Raw genomic sequence first — 20,236 nt, 5'->3', positions numbered from 1 at the left:
CAGAAGCGTGTCGCAGGGGCGCTCCCATGGCATCTGACTATGCACAATCACCCGTAGATCGGACCGTCGAGCCGTTTCACCGCACCATCGAGCTCGACGGTCGCGGCCACCCGGACGGGCAGCACCTGCTCGGCGCGCCGCTGCCGCCGACGATCGGCAACCACGCGGTCCGGACCGCGGTGCGACTGCCCGAGCCGCGGCACGGCGCCGACGTCAGCACCGCCGAACTGCGGATCAACGCGGACGCCGCCCAGTGGTACGCGGTCCGCCTGCGGGTACGCACCGGCGTGCGGTACCTGTCGGTGCTCCGCCACGCCGGCGGCCGCGACGAGCTGCTCGCCGACGACATCCTGGCCTTCGACTTCGACCGGTGGCTCCCGGTCGAGGTGACCGTCGTCGACGGCCGGATCACCGTCACGGTCGACGGACGGACCGCGGCGACGACCACCGACCCCGACCCGCTCGAGGGGGGCGCGGTCGGGATCGGGGCCACCGCGACCGTCGCCGGCTTCGGCCCGGTCCAGGTGATCGAGCTGGGCCCCCGCACGACACCCGCCACGGGACGTCCGGCCACCGATGTCGACCTGGCCGCCGCAGTGGTCGAGCCCTACACCGCCATCGAAGGCGCTGCGTACCGCCTGGAGGTCGCGACCGTGCGGTGCGACGACCGGTCGGGGTACGCCACGCAGCTGCTCATCCGGGGCGAGCACGGCTGGGAACGCGTCGGTGAGCCGCTCGGCGAGCGGTGGCTGGTACTGCACGGCGACGGCGGCAGCCGACGCGATCTTCAGCGGACCCTCGACGCGCACCCCGTGTGGTTCGACGCGGTCGAACCGCTCGGCGAGGACGCGGTGCGGCTGCGCGGCGGCGGCGAGATGTTCACCCTCACGGTCACCTGGCGGTTGGCCGGGCCGCGCCCCCTGGTCGACATCGCGCTGAACCCGCGGGTCGACGGCCGGTTCGTGGTCGCCTACCGAGCGTTCGCCGCCGCGCCGGAGGACGACATCGACGAGGTGCTGTGCGGGCCGTTGCGGCACGCCCGGATGATCGGCGGGCGGGCCTCCGTCGGCCGCGACGAGCTGTTCGCGCCGATGTGCCTGGCGCAACGCGGCCCCGTCACCACCGGCCTGTTCGCCCCCGCCGCCGAGCTGCCGTTCGAGTACGAGTCGGCCCGCGGCGACGACGACCAGCCGTTCGGGATGACCTTGCGCACCCCCGACGGCCGGGTCCAGCCGACCCTCTACGCTCCGCAGTACGGGCGGCGGGCCGACCTGCGCGCCGGCGAGCCGTACCGCTTCACCGTCGGCGTGTACGCCGCCCGCACGGAGCTGTACGACGCCTACCGCGACCTGCTGCGCGGCGAGTATCGCTACGCCGCATACCGGCGCAACGTCCACGCCTCGCTCACCGACACGGTTCACCACCTCATCGACCTGATGAAGGCCGGCCCGACCACCGACGACCGGGTCAACTACCAGGGCTCGCCGAGTGGCTGGTGGAGCCACGCCAAGGGGTTCATCGACATCGAGAACGACCAGGCCGTCCGAGCCACCACCACCTCAGTGCTGCTCGGCGCCTATCTACTGACCGGCGACGACGAGCTGTACGAGACGAGAGCGCTGCCGACGGCCGAGTTCCACCTGTCGCGCAACGGGTACGGCTGGACGCCGCGTGAGGACGCCACGGTCTACGGCGACCCGACGAAGAACATGCTCTGCGGCACCCCGTTCGGTGCGCCCGCCCTCGCCCCGCTGCACACGCTGTCCCGGGGTACCCTCACCGCCGCATGGGATCTGGCGCTGTCCGCCCTGGACGCACAGGACTACTGGCTCAAGCGCACCCCGATGAGCGCGCCGCTGGCCGCGTACCGGATGACCCGCGACGCGAAGTGGCGGCAGCAGGCCGAGGAGGCCGCCGACCGGTACGTCGCCGAGGAACTCGACCAGCCGTACGACGGCGAGGCCGACCCGCACGACTTCGCCATCTACTACTGCCGCGCCTGGGTCGACCTGCTGGAGATGTACGAGGAGACGGGCCGACGCCGCTACCTGGACGCCGCGTACGCCGAGGCGAAACGGTTCGTCACCATGGTCTTCGCCCGACCGGTGCCCGACGCCACCGTGACCGTGCCGCAGCGGCCCCTCTTCGTCGATCGGCAGATCGAACTCACCGGCTGGTGGGATCCCGCCGCCCTGTATCCGTACCCGGTCACCGACGTGCCCGACGAGGAGGTACCGGCCTGGCAGGTGTCGCCGACTGGGCTGAGCATCGAGGCTCTCAACACTTACCGGTTCAACGGGTTCACGCTCAACCCGGCGTGGGCGCCGTTCCTGCTCCGGCTCGCCACGCACACCGGCGACGACCTGCTGCGGGACGTGGCGCACAACGCGCTGATCGGCCGGTTCACGAACTACCCCGGCTACTACTACCGGCAGTTCACCGTGCACCACCTGCGTCCCGACTTCCCCTACACCGGGCCGTTCGGCAACACCACCATCTACTACCACCACGCGCCGGCCCAACTCGGCATGGCCATCGACTACCTGATCACCGAGCACGAGACCCGCTCCGGCGGCGCGATCCGGTTCCCGGCCGAGTTCGAGCAGAACTACGTCTGGTTCGCCTACCGCGTCTACGGCCACGCACCCGGCCGCTTCTACGGCGAGGACGGCGTGTGGCTGTGGCTGCCGAAGGGCCTGGTGCGGCTGGACACGGAGCAGGTCAACTGGATCGCCGCCGAGGGCCGTGACCGACTGTGTCTCAGCCTCACCAACGCCACCTCGACCGCGACCACGGTGACCGTGACGCTCGACGCAGCACAGGTGCCGATGCGCCCCGCCGTGCCGTACCGGGCGACCGTGTTCCGCGACGGTGGCGCCGCGGAGCAGGCCAGCATGGTGGACCATCGGCTCACCGTCGACGTCTCCGGGCACGGCATCACCGCTGTCGTCATCCACGGCGTCGGCCCACTCGACGTACCGCTGCACTCCGCCGCCGCCCCGGTCGGCGCGCACCATTTCGGCGACGGCCCCGTCGGTCCGGTGCGGGGAATCCTGATCCCCAAGCCCGATGGCAGCCGCTACCACGCCTACGTGCAGGCGGCCACCCGCGACCCCGCGACATTGCACTGGTCCCTGGATGGCGGTGCCACCTGGCAGCACCAGCACCGGGCGACCGGTCCGAACGAATGGACCGCGGCAGTGGACGATCTCACCGCCCCATTCACCTACCGAGTGCAGGTCGGTGAACGGTGGAGCCCACCGATCCGGCTGGCCTGCGGGAAGGAAGTGTGATGCGCATCCGCGAGGTGCACACCCATGTGCTGAAAGTGCGCGCCGACGAGGCGTACCTCGGGCCGCTACGCGACGGAAGCGCCATCGCGGACGGATACCAGGTCCGCGAGCCGTGGCGCAGCCTGTACTCGTCGCGATACGAGACGCTGCTGGTGGAGGTGATCGCCGCCGACGGCACCACCGGGTGGGGCGAGGCCTTGGCACCGGTGGCGCCCGAGGTGCCCGCCGCGATCGTCGACCTGCTGCTCTCGCCGGTGCTGCTCGGCATGGACGCCACCGCCCCGCGGCCGGCCTGGCACCGGCTGCGCGACCTGATGCGCGAGCGCGGGCACCTGGTCGGCCACCAAGCCGACGCGCTCGCCGCCGTCGACATCGCGCTCTGGGACCTCGCCGGCCGGCTCACCGGGGTCGGCGTCGCCCAACTCCTCGGCGGCGCGTTCCGCACCCGGCTGCCCACGTACGTCTCCGGGCTGCCCCGGCCCACCGACCCGGAACGGGCGGCGTTGGCCCGCGACTGGGCCGACCGGGGCGCGACGGCGGTCAAGCTGCACCTCGGTCACGGCGTCACCGCCGACCTCGCCACCGTCGACGCGGTCCGCGACGCCGCCCCCGACCTGCGGGTCGCGGTCGACGGACACTGGGCGTACGGGGTTGACGACGCCGTCGCGCTGGCCCGGGGGCTCGCCGAGCGCGGTGCCTGGTTCCTGGAGGCACCCCTGGCACCGGAGGACATCGCCGGGCACGCAGAGCTGACTGCCCGCGGCACGCTGCCGATCGCGGTCGGTGAGGCGCTTCGCAACCGATACGAGTTCGCGCAGTGGCTGGACGCCCGGGCGCTGCGGATCGCCCAGCCGGACGTGGCCCGCACCGGCATCACCGAGGCCATGGCGATCGCCGAACTGTGCGCCGCCCGGCACGTGCCCGTCGCGCCGCACCACTCGGTCGGCATGGGTGTCTCCCTCGCCGCCGGCCTACAAGTCGCCGCGGCGGTCGCCGACCTCGCCGCGTTCGAGTACCAGCCGACCTCCACCGAGGTCGGATCCCGCATCCTCACCGGGCCGGTGCCCGTGCACCCGGCCGCGTTCGATCTGCCCGCGGGACCCGGTCTCGGCGTCGACGTCGACGCCGAGACGGTTCGCGCCCTGGCCAAGGAGTCCTGAGTGCCCCACACCGTGCACGGCCTCGTGCCGATCCTCGCCACCCCGTTCGGGCCCGACGGCGCCCTCGACCTACCCAGCCTGCGCCGACTCACCGAGTTCCAGCTCGCCAGCGGCGTCACCGGTGTCGCCGTCTTCGGCATGGCCAGCGAAGGCTTCGCACTCACCACCGAGGAGCGGGCCCGGATTCTCACCACCGTCACCGAGGTGGTCGCCGGCGCGGTCCCCGTCGTCGCCGGGATCAACGGCACTTCGACGGTGACCGCGATCGAACAGGCCGACGCCGCGGTGGCCGGCGGCGCGTCCGCGCTGATGGTGCTTCCTCCATTCATGGTGAAGCCGACCTCCGACCAACTGCTCACCTTCTACGGCGACGTGGCCGCCTCCGCCGGGGTCGAGGTCATGGTCCAGGACGCGCCCGGTGCCACCGGCGTCACGATGCCGCCCACCCTCATCGCCGAGCTCGGCAAGCTCGACGGCATCACCTCCGTCAAGGTGGAATCGCCGCCCACCGCGCCCAAGGTGGCCGCGGTGGTCGCCGCCCGGGCCGACGACCGCTTCGCCGTGCTCGGCGGCCAGAACGCCCAGTTCTGCCTGGAGGAGTACGCCCGCGGAGCGATCGGCACCATGCCCGCCTGCGAGTTCCCCGACCTGCTCGGCCCGGTACTCGCAGCCTGGCAGGCCGGCCGGCACGCCGACGGCCGCGCCGAGTTCGCCCGGCTGCTGCCGCTGATCCTGTTCGGCCTCCAGCAGGGCATCGCCTGGGCGGTGCACAAGGAGGTGCTGGTGCGGCGTGGCCTCATCGCCGACGCCACCGTACGCTCGCCGGCCCGCCCGCTCGACCCGGCCAGCCGCGACTCGCTCGCCACGATCCTCGCCGACCTCGGACTTGCCCGGTGAGCGGACGCGGCATCCTCATCATCGGTGCCTCCTCGCCGATCGGCACCGCGATCGCCCGCGCCTTCACCGAATCCGGCGATCGCGTGGTGGGCGTCTCCCTTGAACAGCACAGCGACCCCGCCTTCGCGGCCGAGCTGATGGCCGACTGCGCCGACCCGCAGGCTGCGGCCCGCGCCGTCGCCGATGCCCACCGCACCCTCGGACAGCTCGACGTGGTGGTGCCCGCCGCCGCGGTCATGCCCGTCGCCGCGGCGACGCGGACCACCGACGCGCAGTGGCGGGCGGCCCTCGACGCGACCCTCGGCTCGATGTTCTACGTCGTCCGCGCGGCCCTGCCTCTGCTGCCGCGCGGCGGCGCCGTCGTCGCAGTTAGCTCCGTCAACGCCACCCTCGCCGCGCCCGGCCTGCCGGGCTACGCGGCCGCGAAGGCCGGCGTGGAAGGACTCGTCCGCCAGCTCGCCCTCGAGTACGGGCCCGCCGGCATCCGCGTCAACGCCGTCGCCCCCGGCATGATCGGAAAGGTCGACCTGCCCTCGGTCACCGAAGGCTACCCACTGCGGCGGGTCGGCCGACCCGACGATGTCGCCGCCGCCGTGACATTCCTCGCCTCTCCGGCGGCGGACTTCATCACCGGCGTCGTCCTGCCCGTCGACGGTGGCCTGTCGATCGCCTCACCGGCGGCGTGGCTCCGCCCCGACCTGCGAGCGAGATGGCTGTGACTACTGAGGACTGGTCGGTGCTGGGCGACCTGCGCTGTGAGCTGGGGGAGTGCCCGGTCTGGGACGAGGCCTCCGCCCGCCTGCATCTGGTGGATATCGACGGCCAACGGCTCTGGACCCTCGATCCCACCACCGGCACCGCCTCCGGCGCGACCTGCGACCGGCCGATCACCGCCCTGGTGCCGCGGGCCGGCGGGGGATGGCTCGGCGTCTCCGGGCGGGACGTCGGCGCCCTCGACCCCGACAACGGAGCCTTCCAACCGCTGCTGTCCCTACCCGGGCCGTCCGACCTAGCACTGAACGACGCGGTGTGCGGGCGCGACGGCAACCTCTACGTCGGTTCGATCGACCGGACCCGGGCCGAACGCGCCGACTTGTATCTGGTGGAGCCGGACCTGAACCACCACGTCCTTGCCGGGCACGTGGGGGCATCCAACGGCGTCGACACCAGCCCGGACGGGAGCCTCCTCTACCACGCCGACAGCTTCGCCGACACGGTCACCGCCTACGACAAGCACGGCCGATCCGCTTACGCCGTGCGGGTTGCGCACCCCGACGGGATTGCCGTCGACGCCGACGGCGGAGTCTGGGTGGCGTCGTGGGGATCCGGCATGCTGTTCCGCTATACGCCAGACCTCGCTCCGGACCGCGCGCTGTGCATGCCCGCGCCGCTGGTCACCAGCGTGTCGTTCGGCGGTCCTGGCTATCGGTGGATGTTCGTCACGACCGCCCGGTCGGACGGCGTTGAGCTGTCCGGAGCCGTGTTCACCGCGGACGTCGGCGTAGCCGGTCTTCCAGCCGCCCGCTTCGGCGCCTAGCGCTGCCGGGCGCGGCGTGACCTCCCAGGGAAGACCGAGGTGGTCACACTGCACTGACCCATGCCTGGCTGGCGCCGGCTGTCGTCTCGAGCTTCTGATGCCCGTAGAGAGACGCCGCGCTGCATCGACGTCTGGCCTCGGGACCCTGTGGCCTCGTGCCGACGAGGGCGCATCTGTGGGCTCCTCGGCTGGCATATGATCACCAGGTACCCGCAGTGCGATGTCTGCTCCATGAGGTGACATGGCCAACGCCGTGACTGCAGAACTGCTGATGCTCGTCAACGTGGTGGATCACTGGTTCTACCTGCAAGAGCCGACCTTTATCGACGCCGGGCAGACCTATTGGATCGATTATGAGTCAAACGAGTTGTGCGTGGATCGCGGTGGTGACCGTGTAACGCGACACGAGCCCAGACGACGTGCCGGCCGGCACCGCCCCAGCGGTCGCCTACTGGTGCCGACGCGACCCCACCCTGCACCCGGCCGAAATCGCCGCCCGAATCGGCAGGTCCGAACGCACCGTCCGCCGCCACTGGCCATCACCGGCAGGTAACGGTGTCGGCACACGTCAACGGGCACCTCGCTGACACCTGTCCGCGCACGGCTCTCCGCATATTCCGCCCAGAGTCCAACGCGCAAAGCCTCCCGCCGACGACGGCGATGAGCGGAGGCAAGTACCGGGCCCAACCATCGGCGGTATTGAAGGCGCCATCACCAGCGACGCGGCATCGACGGCGTAACGCATCCGCGTCTGCCGAGAGAAGGTGCGGCGTACCGCTCGCCGCTGGCTCCGCCGATCTGCCGGGCCTGCTGTGACCCCCGCAGTGTCCTTGCTCAACGGCGGCCAGGTGGCCCACGACGGGCTACTGACGGAACGGGCGGGTCATGGCTGCGAGGAGGGAATGCTCGCTGTCGTCACCGGCGAGCTGCCATGTGAACGCGCCGCGCAGCCCGTGGCTCGCCGCGAACGCTGCTCGCTCCTGGATGGAGTCGGCGTCCTCGTAGCTCACGAACGTCTGCGTACCAGGGTGGTAGAGCCACGGTGTGCGGGCGACCGGATGGCGGTGGCGCTGCCATGCCGGGTCGGGCAGCAGGTCCCGGCTGATGTCGCGCCAGTTGCCGACATCGACGGTATCGATCTGGGGCTGGAACAGGCCGGCTTGCTCGCCGGGCGAGGTGACGCGGAATCCGCGGCCGTAGAACGGCACGCCGAGCACGAGCTTGTCCCGTGGTACGCCGTGACGCTCGTAGTAGTCGACCGCACCGGTGACGTTGTTCCACCGCCGCAGGCCGGGTTCGAGCGGGTCGTCGGCGACTTCCGCCAGCGGCGCGTTGAACGTAGCGATCGGGGAGAAGCCCGTACCGAAGTCGTAGGTCATGAGGTTGACGAAGTCGAGGACATCGGCGAGTTCCGCGAGTTCGAAGCTGTCCGCCGGGTCATAAGGGCCGGCCGACTGCAGCCGCCCGGCCGGTAGGGCGGCGGTCAGCAGACGGTCCGGGCCGAGACGGTCACGCAGATCCTGGACGAGCAGCGTGCAGTTGCGCCGATCCTCGGGCCGTCGGGTGACTTCGGCAGGGCCGCCCGATACGGGAAACTCCCAATCCAGATCCACGCCGTCGAAGCCGGCGGCGAGCTCGACGCATTCGGCGACCAGGTCGGCGCGCGTGCGCGGGGTCAGGGCGGCATCGGAGAACCCGCCGGCACCCCAGCCGCCGATCGAGATCACGATGCGCAGGTGCGGATACGCCTGCCTGATCCCGGCGAGCTGCGCCGGCGCCGCGGACGGAAGCATCAGGCGGCCGTCCTCGATCGTGGCGAATGCGTAGAACAGGTGGGTCAACAGGTCGGCGGGAAGATGCTCGATCGGGTACTCGTGCGCGTCCAGTCCGGGAAAGTAGGCACCCAGAACCGTCTGCCCCATGATCACCCGCACACGGTAGCAGCTGGCGTCACAGCCGACTCGGGTGAAATCGGCGCGATGGGCTACCCGCTCGCCTGTGGGGCGCTGGCCGTGAAACATCCGGATCTGCCGATGAGCGGTCGTGGCAGCGCTGCGAGGAGCAGGCGTCAGGAGACCGACGGCGGCCAGCGATGTCTGCGCCACTCGTCCCATGTCGCGAATCCAGCCGGTGGGTCATCGATGGGTTCACTGCCGTCGAGTTCGCCTGGCGTTGGGATGTCGATGTTGGCAGCCCACTCAGCGAGTTCCTCGTCGGACATAGGCCAAGTCGTGTGCGGCGCTTCGGCTTGGCGCTGATCAAGTCGTCTCCGCTGCTCGGCCGGGGTGAGTTCGAAGTAGCGCATCTCCACCATCGCGCCTAGGTCTGCTGCTGCCTGCCGTAGAGCGGAGCGCTCGTCTCGACCCCAGAGGCCGTAGTCGATCACGACGTTGTTGCCGAGTTCGAGGGCGCGCAGCCCGATCTGGATGAGCCGTCCTTCGATCACGTCCTGAGCCGATGACGGATTGTCCTGCCCGTAGAGAGCCTTCACCCATTCGTCCTTTGTGAGGCGAAGTGCTCTCTGCTCGATCTCGATGCGCCGAGCAGCAGTGGTCTTCCCGGTGCATGGGAGTCCCACAGTCAGGAACAGTGTTGGTTGCCTCATCATCACCCGCTTCCGACCGAACGCCTCATCAATGCTGACATCCGCTCATGGCACCCCTTTATGTCAAGGCGCCGCTGACACCAAGGGCTTAGGGTGGTTGGTGGCGGGTCCGGGAAGTGGCTTGTCCGAAGGGCCGATGTCCGGGGTCAGGTCGGTCACGCTGGATTGCAGAGTCGTCCCCGAGTGCCCTCCCGGGCCTGCCACCTGCCCGCGTTTCTGGTCTTCGACCATGCGGGCGTAGACGACGTTGGAGAGTCGTCGTTTCAGCGCGCGCATGGCTTCCATGGCGGTCTTCCCGGCGGCTTTCTTCGCATCGAAGTAGGCGCGGCCTTGCGTGCGGTTGCGCAGCTGGACCACGGCCATGATGTGCAGCGTGCGGTTGATCCGCCGGTTGCCGGCGCGGGAGAGCCGGTGGCGCTTCTGGTCGCCGGAGGAGGCGTCCAGCGGGGCGGTGCCGTTCCAGGAGGCGAACCGGTCGCGGTCGGCGAACCGGCTGATGTCGCCGACGTCTGCCAGTAGGCGGGCTGCGCCTGAGGGGCCGATGCCGTGCAGCTCCATCAGGGTGGAGCCGCGGGCGGCCACCAGCTCCTTGAGGTCCTTTTCCGCGGCTTTGATCTTCTTGTCGATGCCCTCGAGTTCACTGATCAGCTCGACGGCGAGGCGGCGTCTGGTCTTGCCCACGATGTCGCGGGGTTTGACCGTCGCGATCAACGCGCGGGCCTGTGGCGCGGACAGGAACTTCTTCGCCCCGCCGGGCAACAGCTCCAACAGCAACCGGTGCAGCCGGTTGATGGTCTGGGTGCGGGCGCGGCCCAGCTCGTCACGCCGGTCGGCGAGCATGCCCATCACCTGCAGGTCCGCGTCGACCTGAACCTGCACCAGATTCGGGCTGCGTAGTGCCACCATCGCCACCGAGTGGGCGTCGACCGGGTCGGTTTTGCGGCCGTTGCCGGTGGCGAACACCCGCACCTGCGCCGACAGTTTCGCGGGCACGTCGAGCACCGTCTCGCCGTCGTGGACCAGGCGGTGGGCGATGTGTTTGCCGATGCCGTTGCAGCCTTCCACCGCCCACACCCGGTGGGCGTGCTTACGGCCGGCGGCGAGCATATCGGCGTAGCCGGCCTTGTCAGTGCCAAAGCGGCCCACCGCGAGGACCCGGCCGCGTTCGTCGACGACCTCGATGGTGGCTGAACGCTTGTGCGGGTCCATCCCGATGATCACGCTCATCGGCGCCTCCCTTGGCTGAGCTGGATGGAGTTGTCAGCAAGGAGGGCACCGCTACTTCGAGCAGAACAAACCCCTTTCCAGCCACTCCTCGCGCGGTGCCCGGCGAGACCGCAGGCCATGAGAGAGCCACACCAATGACACCGGTGGGCAGCCGCAATGTGGGAGCGTCTCGCCGGGCACCTGGACCGAGTCTGGCCGGACACCGATCCTGGACCAAGTCTCTAAGTAGCCGCTGAGCGCTCGCCACTCGGCGTAATTGCCCGCATGCTCTCCCCGTGCCCGCTCGTGCCGATGTGCGGTCATGTCGATTGTGTGGATGGCATGAGCCATCTGTCGAACCAGGCTCGGGTGCGGTGGAGGAGGTCGATCTGGTGGTTGCGTTCTCGGAGGGAGTGGTTTTCCCGGGGGTATACGACGTACTCGTGTTCGATGCCGTACCGGCGCAGGGCGCGGTGGAAGTACTCCGCCTGGGACAGCGGGACATTGGTGTCGTCGGCTCCGTGGACGATCAGTACCGGGGTTCGGATCGCCGACGCGTAGGAGATCGGGCTGAGCCGGTCGTGCGGGTGCGGGCCGGGGCCCTCCCACCCGACACTTCCGCCGAGTGCGGCCTCGTATGCGCCCCATTCGCCGGTCGCGGCCTGCATGCCCCAGTCGCTGATCCCGGCCCCCATCAACGCGGCGTTGAAGCGGTCGGTCTGCCCGACCGCCCATGCGGCCATGAACCCGCCGTGGCTCCAGCCGGCGATGCCCAGCCGATTCGGGTCGGCGACGCCTTCCGCGATCAACAGGTCGATTCCGGTCGAAATGTCGGTCCACTCTTCCTGGCCGACCGCGCCGGCAACGCTGGCGGCGAAGTCGTGCCCGTGGCCCTGACCACCGCGGGGATTCGGCAGGAACACCGCGTAGCCCGCGTGCGCCAGCCATTGCCCGGACGGCGCCCAGTGCAGCATGAATTCATCGGCGTACCGGTCGTACGGGCCACCGTGAACGATGGTCACCAATGGGAACGGGCCGTCCGGCCGGGAGCTGCCCGGCGGCAGGACCAGCAGCCCGTCCAGGGCCAGTCCGTCCGGTGCACGGTACGACAGGCGCTGCTGGGCGCCCCACCGGATGTCGCGGAGCTCGGGCCGGGTGTCGGTGCGGCGCTCGAGTGGGCCACTGGCCAGGCCAGCGTGGACGTCATGCGGCCGGTCGGATCTGCTGATGACGGCCGCGACCACGTCACCGTCCCGATCCGTGCTGAGCTGCTTCGCCAGGCCGTCGATGCGGGAAGTTTCCACCAGATGCGGCTCGTCGGGCATGAGTCGGTAGATCGCGGTGTCCAGCCCGTCGGCCACCAGCACCAGCGGGGCGCCCCGGTCGGCTTGCACCAACTCCGCCGGACACGCCCCCAAGCCTGCGGTGAGGTTGCGATGTTGCCCGGGCGGCCCGGTATCGGGCACCACGACGTCGAACACGGCGGTTCCCGCCTGAAGCCCGGGCGGGGTGAGCGCCAGGTACGTCAGGTGCCAGTCGGCTGCGCACCACCACACCGGCGAGTGCGCGTCGGCCGGGACCGGGCCAATGTCGCTGACCTGTCCGGTGTGCAGGTCGAGTAGATACATGGCGGGTTCGAGGGAACCGGGATCCAGGTCGGGCGTCGACCAGGTGAGCACGGCCAGCGGTCCCCCGTCGGGGCGCTGGACCACGTCGACCACGTGCCGATCGTCGATGCGGGCGGGAGTGCGGATCCGTCCCGACGGCAGATCCAGCAACCGCAACCGCGCCGGACGTGCGCAGCCGCGTACATGCGCGTCATCGCCTTGTTGTTCCCGGCGGCGTTCATCGTCCGGCGGCTCGTCATGGGCGATGATCGCGACCAGCGCGGAGTCGATCAGCGGGCGGTAAGCCTGGACTCCACCCGCCCAGTCCGTCAGTGTCTGGGCCCCGCCACCGCCCGGCAGAATCCGATGCAGCTGTGCTGTTCCGCTCGTGGACCGGTCCGAAAGAAAGAGGATCGATTCCGAATCGGGTGCCCAACGCGGACAGGACAGACGCCCCGGCGGGATGTCCAGCCGCCACGGCGCCACGCTCCCGTCGGCAGCGGTGACCCACAGCTCGCTGACCGGGCGGTCATCGGCCAGCCCGATCGGTGCCAGCACGTACACCACCCAGCGGCCATCCGGGGACAACACCGGTGACGAGGGCACCCGACCGTCCACCACCAGATCCGCTGTCAGCCCCGACAGCACTCGATCCATCCGTTCCCCTCCCACGGCGGCTTGCCACCGCCGAGCACGGCGTCGCCGACCAGGACCACCACCTCAGCACAGCGGCCCGGCCCTCGCCACCCCGGCCATCATTCCGCCACGGATACAGCCCGCCGATCACACTGGCGACTCGTCCGGGCCACAACATCAACCGCACGCATCTGGCACTGCGCGCGCTCATGCCGATGACCGGATGTCGATCGGGTGCCGCGCGACGCGGGTGCCTTTCCGGCGAACGCAGAAACTGTCCCAACCGCATGCGCGAGGTGACGTCCGGCCCAGATGTGTGCCCTGCCGATGGGCTGACCGGCGGGCGCGGTGCCGTCAAGCCATTGCGGGAAGGATGACCCGTTCCAGCACCGTGAGCGGGGTGCGCCACTGGTCGGGGTCGTCGTAGTTGCCGGCGGTGATGGCCACGGTGAGGTCCAGGTCGGGCAGGACGAACAGGCGCTGGCCGCCGTTGCCCATGCCGGCCACCAGCCGATGGCCCTCGATGGATTCGATGTACCACTGGTAGCCGTACTGCGCGCCCCAGCTGGTCTGCAGGCGTGGCTGGAGCATCGTGCGGATCCAGTCGGCGGGGACGATCCGCTGACCGTCCCAGGTTCCCTCGGCCAGCACCAGCTCGCCGAGCCTGGCCAGTTCGCGGGGCGCGAGTCGCAGCCCGGACGCGGCGGAGGCCACTCCGTCCGCGCCGGTCATCCACTCGAAGCTGCCGATGCCCAGCGGCGCGAACAGCACGGCCTGCGCGTACTGCGGCAGCGACTGCCCGGTGCCGTCGGCGATCAGTCGGCCGAGCAGCGCCGTGGCACCGCCGCAGTAGGTCCATCGGGTGCCGGGCGGCTCGAGGATCGGCCGCTCCAGGATGTATCGGTATCGGTCCGGCGCCAGCTCCATCGCGATCTCGGCGTTGGCCGGGCTGTTGTACGGGAGATCTTCGCGCCATTCCACGCCCAACGACATTGTCAATGTGTGCTCGACGGTGAGCCGGGCACGCCGGGGGTCGGCCGCCAGGTCGGGGTACTGCGGGAACCGCTGCAGGAGCGGCTCCGCCGGCGGCGGGACCAGCCCTTCGCCGAGCGCGATGCCGTACAACAGGACGGTCACGCTCTTGGTGACGGACCGGATGTCGTGTAGGACCCCGGGCCCGAACTCGACGACGCCCAGCGAGTCGCCCCAGGCGAAGTCCTCGCCGGCCCTGTAGTACTCCAGCACGGTTTGACCACCGCGAACCGCCGCGACGGCGTGCAGACCGCCGACCTGGCCAGCTTGGAGTATTTCGTCGAGACGGTCACGCAACTGCGTCGTCATGGGCACTCCGAGGGGCGATGTCGGCCAGCGGAACAGCATGCTCGTTATACCGGAATTCCCGCTTTTGCAGCGACCCGGTTGGGAGGGCCCGGCCCGGCCCGCCGCAGCTGCCCGCCGCAGCCATGATTCAGTCGTGAGAGACGGCCACCTCCTGGCGCAGAGCCTCGACGTCGACGTCCAGAAACCGTGCTGGCCCATTTTGCGTACCACACCTTCGATGAGGTCGCTGTCGACGGTGCGTGGGGTGGTGCCGAGCACGAGCAGCACAATCCGCCACGTCCAGCGCGAGCTGCCGCCGCCCATCCGCATCTGCCGCCGAGCGGGCGCGGCCTGCCGGGCGTTCGTCACTGTTCGTGGCGCTGTCCGGGTGCCTCTTCGGCGGTGACATCCTGGCTGGCGTCGAGGCGGACGCCGATCTGAGCCGGCAGTGGGTAGACATGTTCGACAGGAAGGTGGGCTGCTGCCGATTGTTCGTCGTTGATGCGTAGAAGTTCCCGGACGCGGTGAACGGTGGGGGTGATGTCCGTGACTGCGACTATCCAGTCGTCGACGTACCGGTCGACAGCCTCGCCGGACAACCCAACCTGCAGCGACCGGTACGGCAGCGCCTCCAGATGCAGTGTCCGTTCCGGATCCCACTGCACTCGTACCGGGCTGGTTTTAAGTTGCCGCGACCACGTTGTCTTGTCGCCATGCACGTCTCGGTCGTAGTGACTCAGGCAGGCTCGCGCCAGCGCCCACTCGAAGCCCTCCCGCGTGATGTCGATGGACAGCACGCGCTCCTGCCCCGGCTTGGTGGCCCAGCCGCAGCGGTACATCATCCATAGGAAGGACGGCTTGATCCACGTCATCCGGTCCCGCTTGAAGGGGGCCACGAAGCGGCCGGCCGCCACCGCCGGCAGCGCAACCTGCGGGGGATACGCCTGGTACACGGTGATCGTGTCGGCCGAGTAGCGGGCATGGATCTGACGGGCGGGAACGGACACAACCCGATCTTCACCGATCGGGCCTCGACTGCTCCACCGAGATTCCGCACCCACGCCAGTGCCAGACCGTGATGAACCTGCGGCTGCATCCGCATCTGCGATGCGCGCGTTCAGCCCCGCTCCCGCAACGTCCGACTTTGCCGATGAGGGGACGTTGGTGAGGTTGGTCTCCGTAACTGGGTTGCGTGCTTGGCCTCCTATACGGAGGAATGGGGGATGTGGTGACTGAGATTCGTCCTGTCAAGCGTCACGAGGTCGTCGAGTATTTGCGGGCGCTGCCCTTCGCGAATGGGCTACCGAGCTGGGAGCCGTACCCGGCAGCGTGGCACGGCGGCGCGGAGGCTTGGCCGTGCCCGCGCCCGCCAGCGACTCGCGAGCAGCTGGAGTCGTGGGTCGATGAGTTGATGGAGGACGACACCTTCCGACCACAAGCGGCGATCGTGGACGGCAAGGTGGTGGGGGCCACGGCGATGCTGTCGCTCGAGGTGACCGCTCCAGGACTGCGCGTGGTGCCCTTCGGTGGCGTCACCGGCACCGGAGTCATAGCCACTCATCGACGGCAGGGGCTGCTGCGGGGCATGATGCAGGCGATGTTCACCGACGCCTTGGAGCGTGGTGAGGCGATCGCCGAGCTCAGCGCGAGCGAGGGCAGCATCTATGGGCGGTTCGGATTCTCCCCAGCGACGCTGCGCATCCGATGGGAGATCGAACGCTGGGACGCCCGGCTTGTCGACGCCGATCCTGACCCGGGCAGCCTTGAGCTGGTCGATGCAGCGACAGCGCGAGAGGTGTGGCCCGTGATCTTTGACCGGGTGCGACGGGCACGGGTCGGCGAGATCACGGCACGCAAGGGCCGCTGGTCGGACCTGTCCGATGAGGCCAAGGGCACCGACGGGCCGCTGCGGTACCTCGTCCACCGCGACGCGGCAGGGCAGGTGGACGGCATCGCGAACTACCGTCTGCCGTGCTCGACGAGCCCCGATGGGGTCGGCGTGCTGGTGGTCGAAGCGCTGGAGGCGCTCACCGATGAGGCCTACCGAGCCATGTGGTCCCTGCTGCTGGACTTCGACCTCACGCGCAAGGTCGTCGCCCCGGCACGACCAGGCGACGAGCCTCTGCGCTGGATGCTACACAACCCGCGAGCCATGCGCGTCACACGGCAGTCGGACAACCTCTGGGTGCGAGTCCTCGACCTGCCCAACGCCCTGATCAGCCGCGGCTACGACACCGACGGTCACCTCAGGATCGCCGTCGAGAAAGACCCCGAGTGCCCCCACAACATCGGTACGTGGGAACTCGAGATCAGCGAGGGTGAAGCCGAATGTCGGCGGGTTGATCGCGCTGCGGACCTGGCCCTGGACATACAGGCACTCGGATCGCTCTACCTCGGGGGAATGTCCGCCGCCGCCCTGGCCCGCGCCGGCAAGATCCGCCCACAGGAAGCGGATGCCGTCGCCACCCTTTCACGACTCTTCCGCACCGATCCCGAGCCTTTCAACTCGATCGGATTCTGACCGAAGGGGGCATCCGCTCATCAGCCGCTGTCAGCGCGTCAGCCGGGCCTGTTGGCGATGGCTCTAGCCTCCTGGCCGTGTCGTTCCGCCGTAGAGATGCACGCGGTCGTCGACGTCGCGGTCCGGTGCGCCGTGGATGAACTGGTCAGGCTCGACCTGGCCGTTGCTGACGTGTACCACCCAGTCCTCGTAGTCGGAGATGATCGACGGCATGGACCTCGAGGAGTTCGACCAGCACGTTCAATCACTCCGCGCCCGGGCGGCCAGGTCCGGCTTCGAGGAAATCGAAGACTTCAAGGTGATCGAAGGGCTGACCGCATCGGCGGAGGACATCACCGAGGCGGAGCGAGCGCTGGGCGCGACCCTGCCCGAGCAGTACAAGGCATTCATGCTGCGCTACGGCGGCGGGCAGTTCGGATTCCTCGACCTGCTGCCCATACCCACAGCAGCGTCCGCGCACCACGTCGACGACGTCGTCTCCGTCAGCCAGGCCGAGTTCCCGGATGGGTCCTTCGTCGCGGTGGCACCCGTCGGCACAGGCGACTACTGGTGCTTCCCCGTCCTCGACGGCGGATGCAGCGACGAGGTGTGGTTCCAGTACCACGACGGCGACGACCCAACGCTGGAGGCACCAGACTTCCTGGATTTCGTAGCACGGCGCGGTACTCAACCCTGACCCAGACCGGCACCACGGTCGACGCCACCAACCCTGCCCTTCCGGAAGCGGGGCGCTGCCCCGCACCCCGACCATCCCTCAGAGACCGCAACAGGTCTCCACGTCCGGGCACCACAAGGGCTGCCCGAGAACCCCGGCCAGGTCACGGCCAAGCCGCTACGCGATCGCCTTCGACGAGCCTTGACCCGACCGGGAACCCCGGGCAGGAACACGCCTGCCCGACCGAGGAGACCCTTGCCCACCGCACGCCCGCTTGACAACCGCCATTGAGACTCGTCCGGTAGGGCGCTCCACCTTGTCCCCGTCCGAGAAGGCTGGACGGTCTACGACTGCCCGACGAGGAGATCCGCTGTTCCGAACGGCGTGCTCCCACCGCGTGAGTCGCTAGAACGTTGGCGGTACCTTGCCACCATGCGCGCAGAGGTCCGGCAGGTGCGTTTCCCAGACGTGGAATCAGGGGAGCCCTTCGATCCTTCGAACACCTTCCAGCTGGTGGAGGTGTACGTCGGGGCTGTTGCGGAGGCAGGCGAGGAGCAGTACCAGGTGACTGCCTGCACGCCTGCCGCCCTGGCGGACCTACTGCGGCGGCAGCCCTTCCTGGTAGGGCGCCATTGGCTGTTCGTAGAAGAGTTCTCGACCACAGCTGTTGAGGCGGCGCTACGCAAGCTGATCGGGAACGTCGAGGCGGCCAGCCGGGCTGAGTTTGTAGAGAAGGTCGGCCGACTCGGGCTGTGGGAGTTCGAGGACTAAAGGAGCTAGGACGGACTCCCGCTCGCCCTGTCGCTGTACAGCCATCCGTACAGCCAAGCCCGCCCGCTGACGCCGACGCTGCCCGACAACCACGGACGGGCTGACCAGGAGCAAACCACCTGACCAGCCATCCGCGATCTTCTTCTAACCCCAAGGCCGCAGGATCGAATCCTGCCGGGTACACCACCGTCACCGCAGATCAGCGCCTTGTCGATTCCCGTCAAGGCCGCCGAGCGGGCGCAGCCCACCGCCCACTCTCGCTGGCCTGCTGGCGACCGCCGGCCGGCACGGCGGGCACCACCTTAGGGGACGATTCCAGTAGCAGTGGCCCAACGCCAGACACATACCGCGACAACTGCCGCGACCGCTGTCGCGATCGCGATCACCAAAGATGCCCGGCCACCCCGGATCCCGCGATAGCACCATGCCGAAGCGGAAGTGAGGCCAAGAGCAGGCGCCAGCGTCGGCGGGAGCAGGACGGCAACGGCTAAGCCCGTCATGTTCTCGGAACCGCCAGCGAAGTAGGCACCCGCCGCCAGGAAGACGAGAAGACCGACAACCAGCCACGCCAACACTGCGAGGGCCGCAGCGAAGACAAGCAGGGGGCGCAGGAAGTACTCCCGGGCAGGCCGGGTCTCAGGTAATCGGGAACAGGCACCGGGGTCGGCCATTGAGTGATGGTGGCACATGGGCGACGAGGCGGGCCACCCACCGCGGCGTGCCAACCACGTGCCAGTAGCCGGTGTCCGGAGGGGGCAGGAGCGGGCACGAACTGTCACCCACTCCCCGGCCAGGAGCAGGCGCTTCGGGCATCTCGGGGCGGTGATCCTCGTCCTTCCAAACTGACGGTGCGGGCGCACCTTCGATCGGTGGCTGGGTCATGGAGTTTCGTAACTGGTGGACCGCTTGGCGAGTACGGACCGGCGTCGGCGTGCCATCAACGGCACCACCACCGCCCCCACCCCGAGCGCGATAAGTGCTGCCAGCCACCAGCGCAAGGGCTCGATCAGCAGGAGCGCGAAAAAGATCAGCGGAATGAACATGGCCGAGTCGGCCACGATGTGCTCAGAAGACCAGCGCCCAACTCCTGCCGGCGATGCGGCCGACCAGACGAAGACCGGTCCGAGGAGCAGCAGGGCCGCCACGCCGAGCACAGGACCGCGCTGCTGAAAGATCGACTGTGCGATCATGGCCGATACTGCTACCGCAAGGAGAACGAGCCCGATTCGGGCGGCGAGACTCGGTCGTTTCGGTCGCTCAGGTTGGTGAGCATCCAGCGTCATGGGTGACAGTATGTGGGATTGGCCAAGTGCCCGCCGCTCTCACTAATTGGTGGACGGCTATGTGCGGGGCTTCTGTACAGCCACCCATACAGCCAAGCTGGCCGACACGCGCCGGGAGAGAGCGGCACGGGCCGACGTGCCGTACAGGTCAGCGACGCTGTCCGACGCCGGCCGACAGCCAGCGCGATCTTTGCAAAGCAGGGGTCAGGTCATCGGCGACTGCGTCGCGCGCCGCCGCCGCAGCTCCTGGAGCCACTCGCGTATCTGGTCGTCGTCGTGAAGGTAGTCACTGTTCGGCGCTGCAGGTAGGTCGATGCCGAACAACTTGTTCAGTGCCCACCAGCTCAGGTCATCCCAATGGAGCTCGCCATCGGTGACCCATCGCGCAGCCCACCGATCAGCGTCATCTCGACTAATGCGACCTTCCACAACAGCAGCAAAACGCTCTTCGATCTCGTCTAGGTCTGGCTGCCCTCCGCCGCTCATGGCCGCGATCGTACTGGCGATGTTGCATAGTTCCCGATCAAGCCAGATGGGAGCCACAGATGGGAGCCACCGGGGCGGACTGGACCGGACGGGACCGAACCGATGGAGTTGCCGAGCCGCCGAGGACCAGGGCGAGGCGGAACCGCACCGGACGGCCTTGACATGGTCTTGGGAATCTACGGATCTGTGAGTGTCACGTCTGGCGGTTCTGGGTGGACTGCCGTCAGGATCAGTGCCGGTGTTGTCGGGTGACTCGCTA

At 69.2% G+C, this 20,236-nt stretch carries 17 protein-coding genes; 8 read left to right on the top strand and 9 right to left on the bottom strand.

Annotated features, from left to right (window positions below; genetic code table 11):
- Positions 1-26: 26 nt before the first annotated feature.
- From ACFYPD_RS32890 to ACFYPD_RS32870, 5 genes are read left to right on the top strand one after another with little or no spacing between them, the layout of a single operon-like run.
- Positions 27-3,293, top strand: a complete 3,267-nt coding sequence (locus tag ACFYPD_RS32890; RefSeq protein WP_387122299.1) for a hypothetical protein — start codon at positions 27-29, stop codon at positions 3,291-3,293.
- Positions 3,293-4,453: a mandelate racemase/muconate lactonizing enzyme family protein gene (locus ACFYPD_RS32885; protein ID WP_387122296.1), complete on the top strand. Its 1,161-nt coding sequence runs from the start codon at positions 3,293-3,295 to the stop codon at positions 4,451-4,453. Before ACFYPD_RS32890 ends, ACFYPD_RS32885 begins: the two co-directional genes overlap by 1 nt.
- Entirely contained in the window at positions 4,454-5,350 is an 897-nt protein-coding gene (locus tag ACFYPD_RS32880; RefSeq protein WP_387122293.1) for a dihydrodipicolinate synthase family protein, read from the top strand.
- A complete protein-coding gene (locus ACFYPD_RS32875) occupies positions 5,347-6,069 on the top strand; it encodes an SDR family NAD(P)-dependent oxidoreductase (protein WP_387122291.1) in 723 nt (240 codons plus the stop codon). Before ACFYPD_RS32880 ends, ACFYPD_RS32875 begins: the two co-directional genes overlap by 4 nt.
- Before the next feature lie 17 nt (positions 6,070-6,086).
- Positions 6,087-6,887 (top strand): SMP-30/gluconolactonase/LRE family protein, encoded by an 801-nt coding sequence (locus ACFYPD_RS32870; RefSeq protein ID WP_387122288.1) that lies wholly within the window; start codon positions 6,087-6,089, stop codon positions 6,885-6,887.
- 863 nt (positions 6,888-7,750) lie between these two features.
- Here ACFYPD_RS32870 and ACFYPD_RS32865 read toward each other — a convergent pair.
- The 6 genes from ACFYPD_RS32865 to ACFYPD_RS32840 all read right to left on the bottom strand — a co-directional run bounded on the left by ACFYPD_RS32865 (position 7,751) and on the right by ACFYPD_RS32840 (position 15,268).
- A complete protein-coding gene (locus ACFYPD_RS32865; protein WP_387122361.1) occupies positions 7,751-8,809 on the bottom strand; it encodes a glycoside hydrolase family 18 protein in 1,059 nt (352 codons plus the stop codon).
- A gap of 146 nt (positions 8,810-8,955) precedes the next feature.
- Positions 8,956-9,492, bottom strand: coding sequence for an AAA family ATPase (locus ACFYPD_RS32860; RefSeq protein ID WP_387122285.1), 537 nt, complete (start codon positions 9,490-9,492; stop codon positions 8,956-8,958).
- 63 nt (positions 9,493-9,555) lie between these two features.
- Positions 9,556-10,719 (bottom strand): IS110 family transposase, encoded by a 1,164-nt coding sequence (locus ACFYPD_RS32855; protein WP_387122282.1) that lies wholly within the window; start codon positions 10,717-10,719, stop codon positions 9,556-9,558.
- Positions 10,720-11,018: 299 nt separating this feature from the next.
- Positions 11,019-12,950 (bottom strand): S9 family peptidase, encoded by a 1,932-nt coding sequence (locus ACFYPD_RS32850; protein ID WP_387122359.1) that lies wholly within the window; start codon positions 12,948-12,950, stop codon positions 11,019-11,021.
- 345 nt (positions 12,951-13,295) lie between these two features.
- Positions 13,296-14,282: a serine hydrolase domain-containing protein gene (locus tag ACFYPD_RS32845; protein ID WP_387122279.1), complete on the bottom strand. Its 987-nt coding sequence runs from the start codon at positions 14,280-14,282 to the stop codon at positions 13,296-13,298.
- A gap of 344 nt (positions 14,283-14,626) precedes the next feature.
- Positions 14,627-15,268: a DUF4291 domain-containing protein gene (locus ACFYPD_RS32840; RefSeq protein ID WP_387122276.1), complete on the bottom strand. Its 642-nt coding sequence runs from the start codon at positions 15,266-15,268 to the stop codon at positions 14,627-14,629.
- A gap of 209 nt (positions 15,269-15,477) precedes the next feature.
- Here ACFYPD_RS32840 and ACFYPD_RS32835 point away from each other — a divergent pair, with 209 nt between their 5' ends.
- Positions 15,478-16,782, top strand: coding sequence for a GNAT family N-acetyltransferase (locus ACFYPD_RS32835; RefSeq protein ID WP_387122273.1), 1,305 nt, complete (start codon positions 15,478-15,480; stop codon positions 16,780-16,782).
- 63 nt (positions 16,783-16,845) lie between these two features.
- Here ACFYPD_RS32835 and ACFYPD_RS32830 read toward each other — a convergent pair whose 3' ends face one another.
- On the bottom strand, positions 16,846-16,995 hold the full coding sequence (locus ACFYPD_RS32830) for a hypothetical protein (RefSeq protein ID WP_387122271.1): 150 nt from the start codon (positions 16,993-16,995) through the stop codon (positions 16,846-16,848).
- On the opposite strand from ACFYPD_RS32830, the gene ACFYPD_RS32825 reads away from it, so the two are divergent.
- Complete coding sequence (locus ACFYPD_RS32825; RefSeq protein WP_387122268.1) at positions 16,994-17,458, top strand: SMI1/KNR4 family protein; 465 nt, start codon at positions 16,994-16,996, stop codon at positions 17,456-17,458. The two genes, ACFYPD_RS32830 and ACFYPD_RS32825, sit on opposite strands and share 2 nt — an antisense overlap.
- A gap of 411 nt (positions 17,459-17,869) precedes the next feature.
- Entirely contained in the window at positions 17,870-18,208 is a 339-nt protein-coding gene (locus tag ACFYPD_RS32820; protein WP_387122265.1) for an Imm8 family immunity protein, read from the top strand.
- Positions 18,209-19,086: 878 nt separating this feature from the next.
- On the opposite strand, the gene ACFYPD_RS32815 is transcribed toward ACFYPD_RS32820, so the two are convergent.
- A complete protein-coding gene (locus ACFYPD_RS32815) occupies positions 19,087-19,491 on the bottom strand; it encodes a hypothetical protein (protein ID WP_387122262.1) in 405 nt (134 codons plus the stop codon).
- 204 nt (positions 19,492-19,695) lie between these two features.
- Positions 19,696-19,977, bottom strand: coding sequence for a hypothetical protein (locus tag ACFYPD_RS32810; RefSeq protein ID WP_387122261.1), 282 nt, complete (start codon positions 19,975-19,977; stop codon positions 19,696-19,698).
- Positions 19,978-20,236 lie beyond the last annotated feature (259 nt).

Source organism: Micromonospora sp. NPDC005299 (assembly GCF_042872345.1).
GTDB lineage: Bacteria > Actinomycetota > Actinomycetes > Mycobacteriales > Micromonosporaceae > Micromonospora.
Note: the sequence above shows the minus strand (reverse complement) of the source record. Positions and strands in the feature narration are given on the sequence as shown.

Coding starts and splice junctions, on each gene's coding strand:
- ACFYPD_RS32825 (WP_387122268.1), top strand. CDS start 16,994: ATGGACCTCGAGGAGTTCGACCAGCACGTTCAATCACTCCGCGCCCGG.
- ACFYPD_RS32860 (WP_387122285.1), bottom strand. CDS start 9,492: ATGAGGCAACCAACACTGTTCCTGACTGTGGGACTCCCATGCACCGGG.
- ACFYPD_RS32865 (WP_387122361.1), bottom strand. CDS start 8,809: ATGGGGCAGACGGTTCTGGGTGCCTACTTTCCCGGACTGGACGCGCAC.
- ACFYPD_RS32890 (WP_387122299.1), top strand. CDS start 27: ATGGCATCTGACTATGCACAATCACCCGTAGATCGGACCGTCGAGCCG.
- ACFYPD_RS32845 (WP_387122279.1), bottom strand. CDS start 14,282: ATGACGACGCAGTTGCGTGACCGTCTCGACGAAATACTCCAAGCTGGC.
- ACFYPD_RS32815 (WP_387122262.1), bottom strand. CDS start 19,491: ATGACGCTGGATGCTCACCAACCTGAGCGACCGAAACGACCGAGTCTC.
- ACFYPD_RS32810 (WP_387122261.1), bottom strand. CDS start 19,977: ATGAGCGGCGGAGGGCAGCCAGACCTAGACGAGATCGAAGAGCGTTTT.
- ACFYPD_RS32820 (WP_387122265.1), top strand. CDS start 17,870: ATGCGCGCAGAGGTCCGGCAGGTGCGTTTCCCAGACGTGGAATCAGGG.
- ACFYPD_RS32855 (WP_387122282.1), bottom strand. CDS start 10,719: ATGAGCGTGATCATCGGGATGGACCCGCACAAGCGTTCAGCCACCATC.
- ACFYPD_RS32830 (WP_387122271.1), bottom strand. CDS start 16,995: ATGCCGTCGATCATCTCCGACTACGAGGACTGGGTGGTACACGTCAGC.
- ACFYPD_RS32835 (WP_387122273.1), top strand. CDS start 15,478: ATGGGGGATGTGGTGACTGAGATTCGTCCTGTCAAGCGTCACGAGGTC.
- ACFYPD_RS32885 (WP_387122296.1), top strand. CDS start 3,293: ATGCGCATCCGCGAGGTGCACACCCATGTGCTGAAAGTGCGCGCCGAC.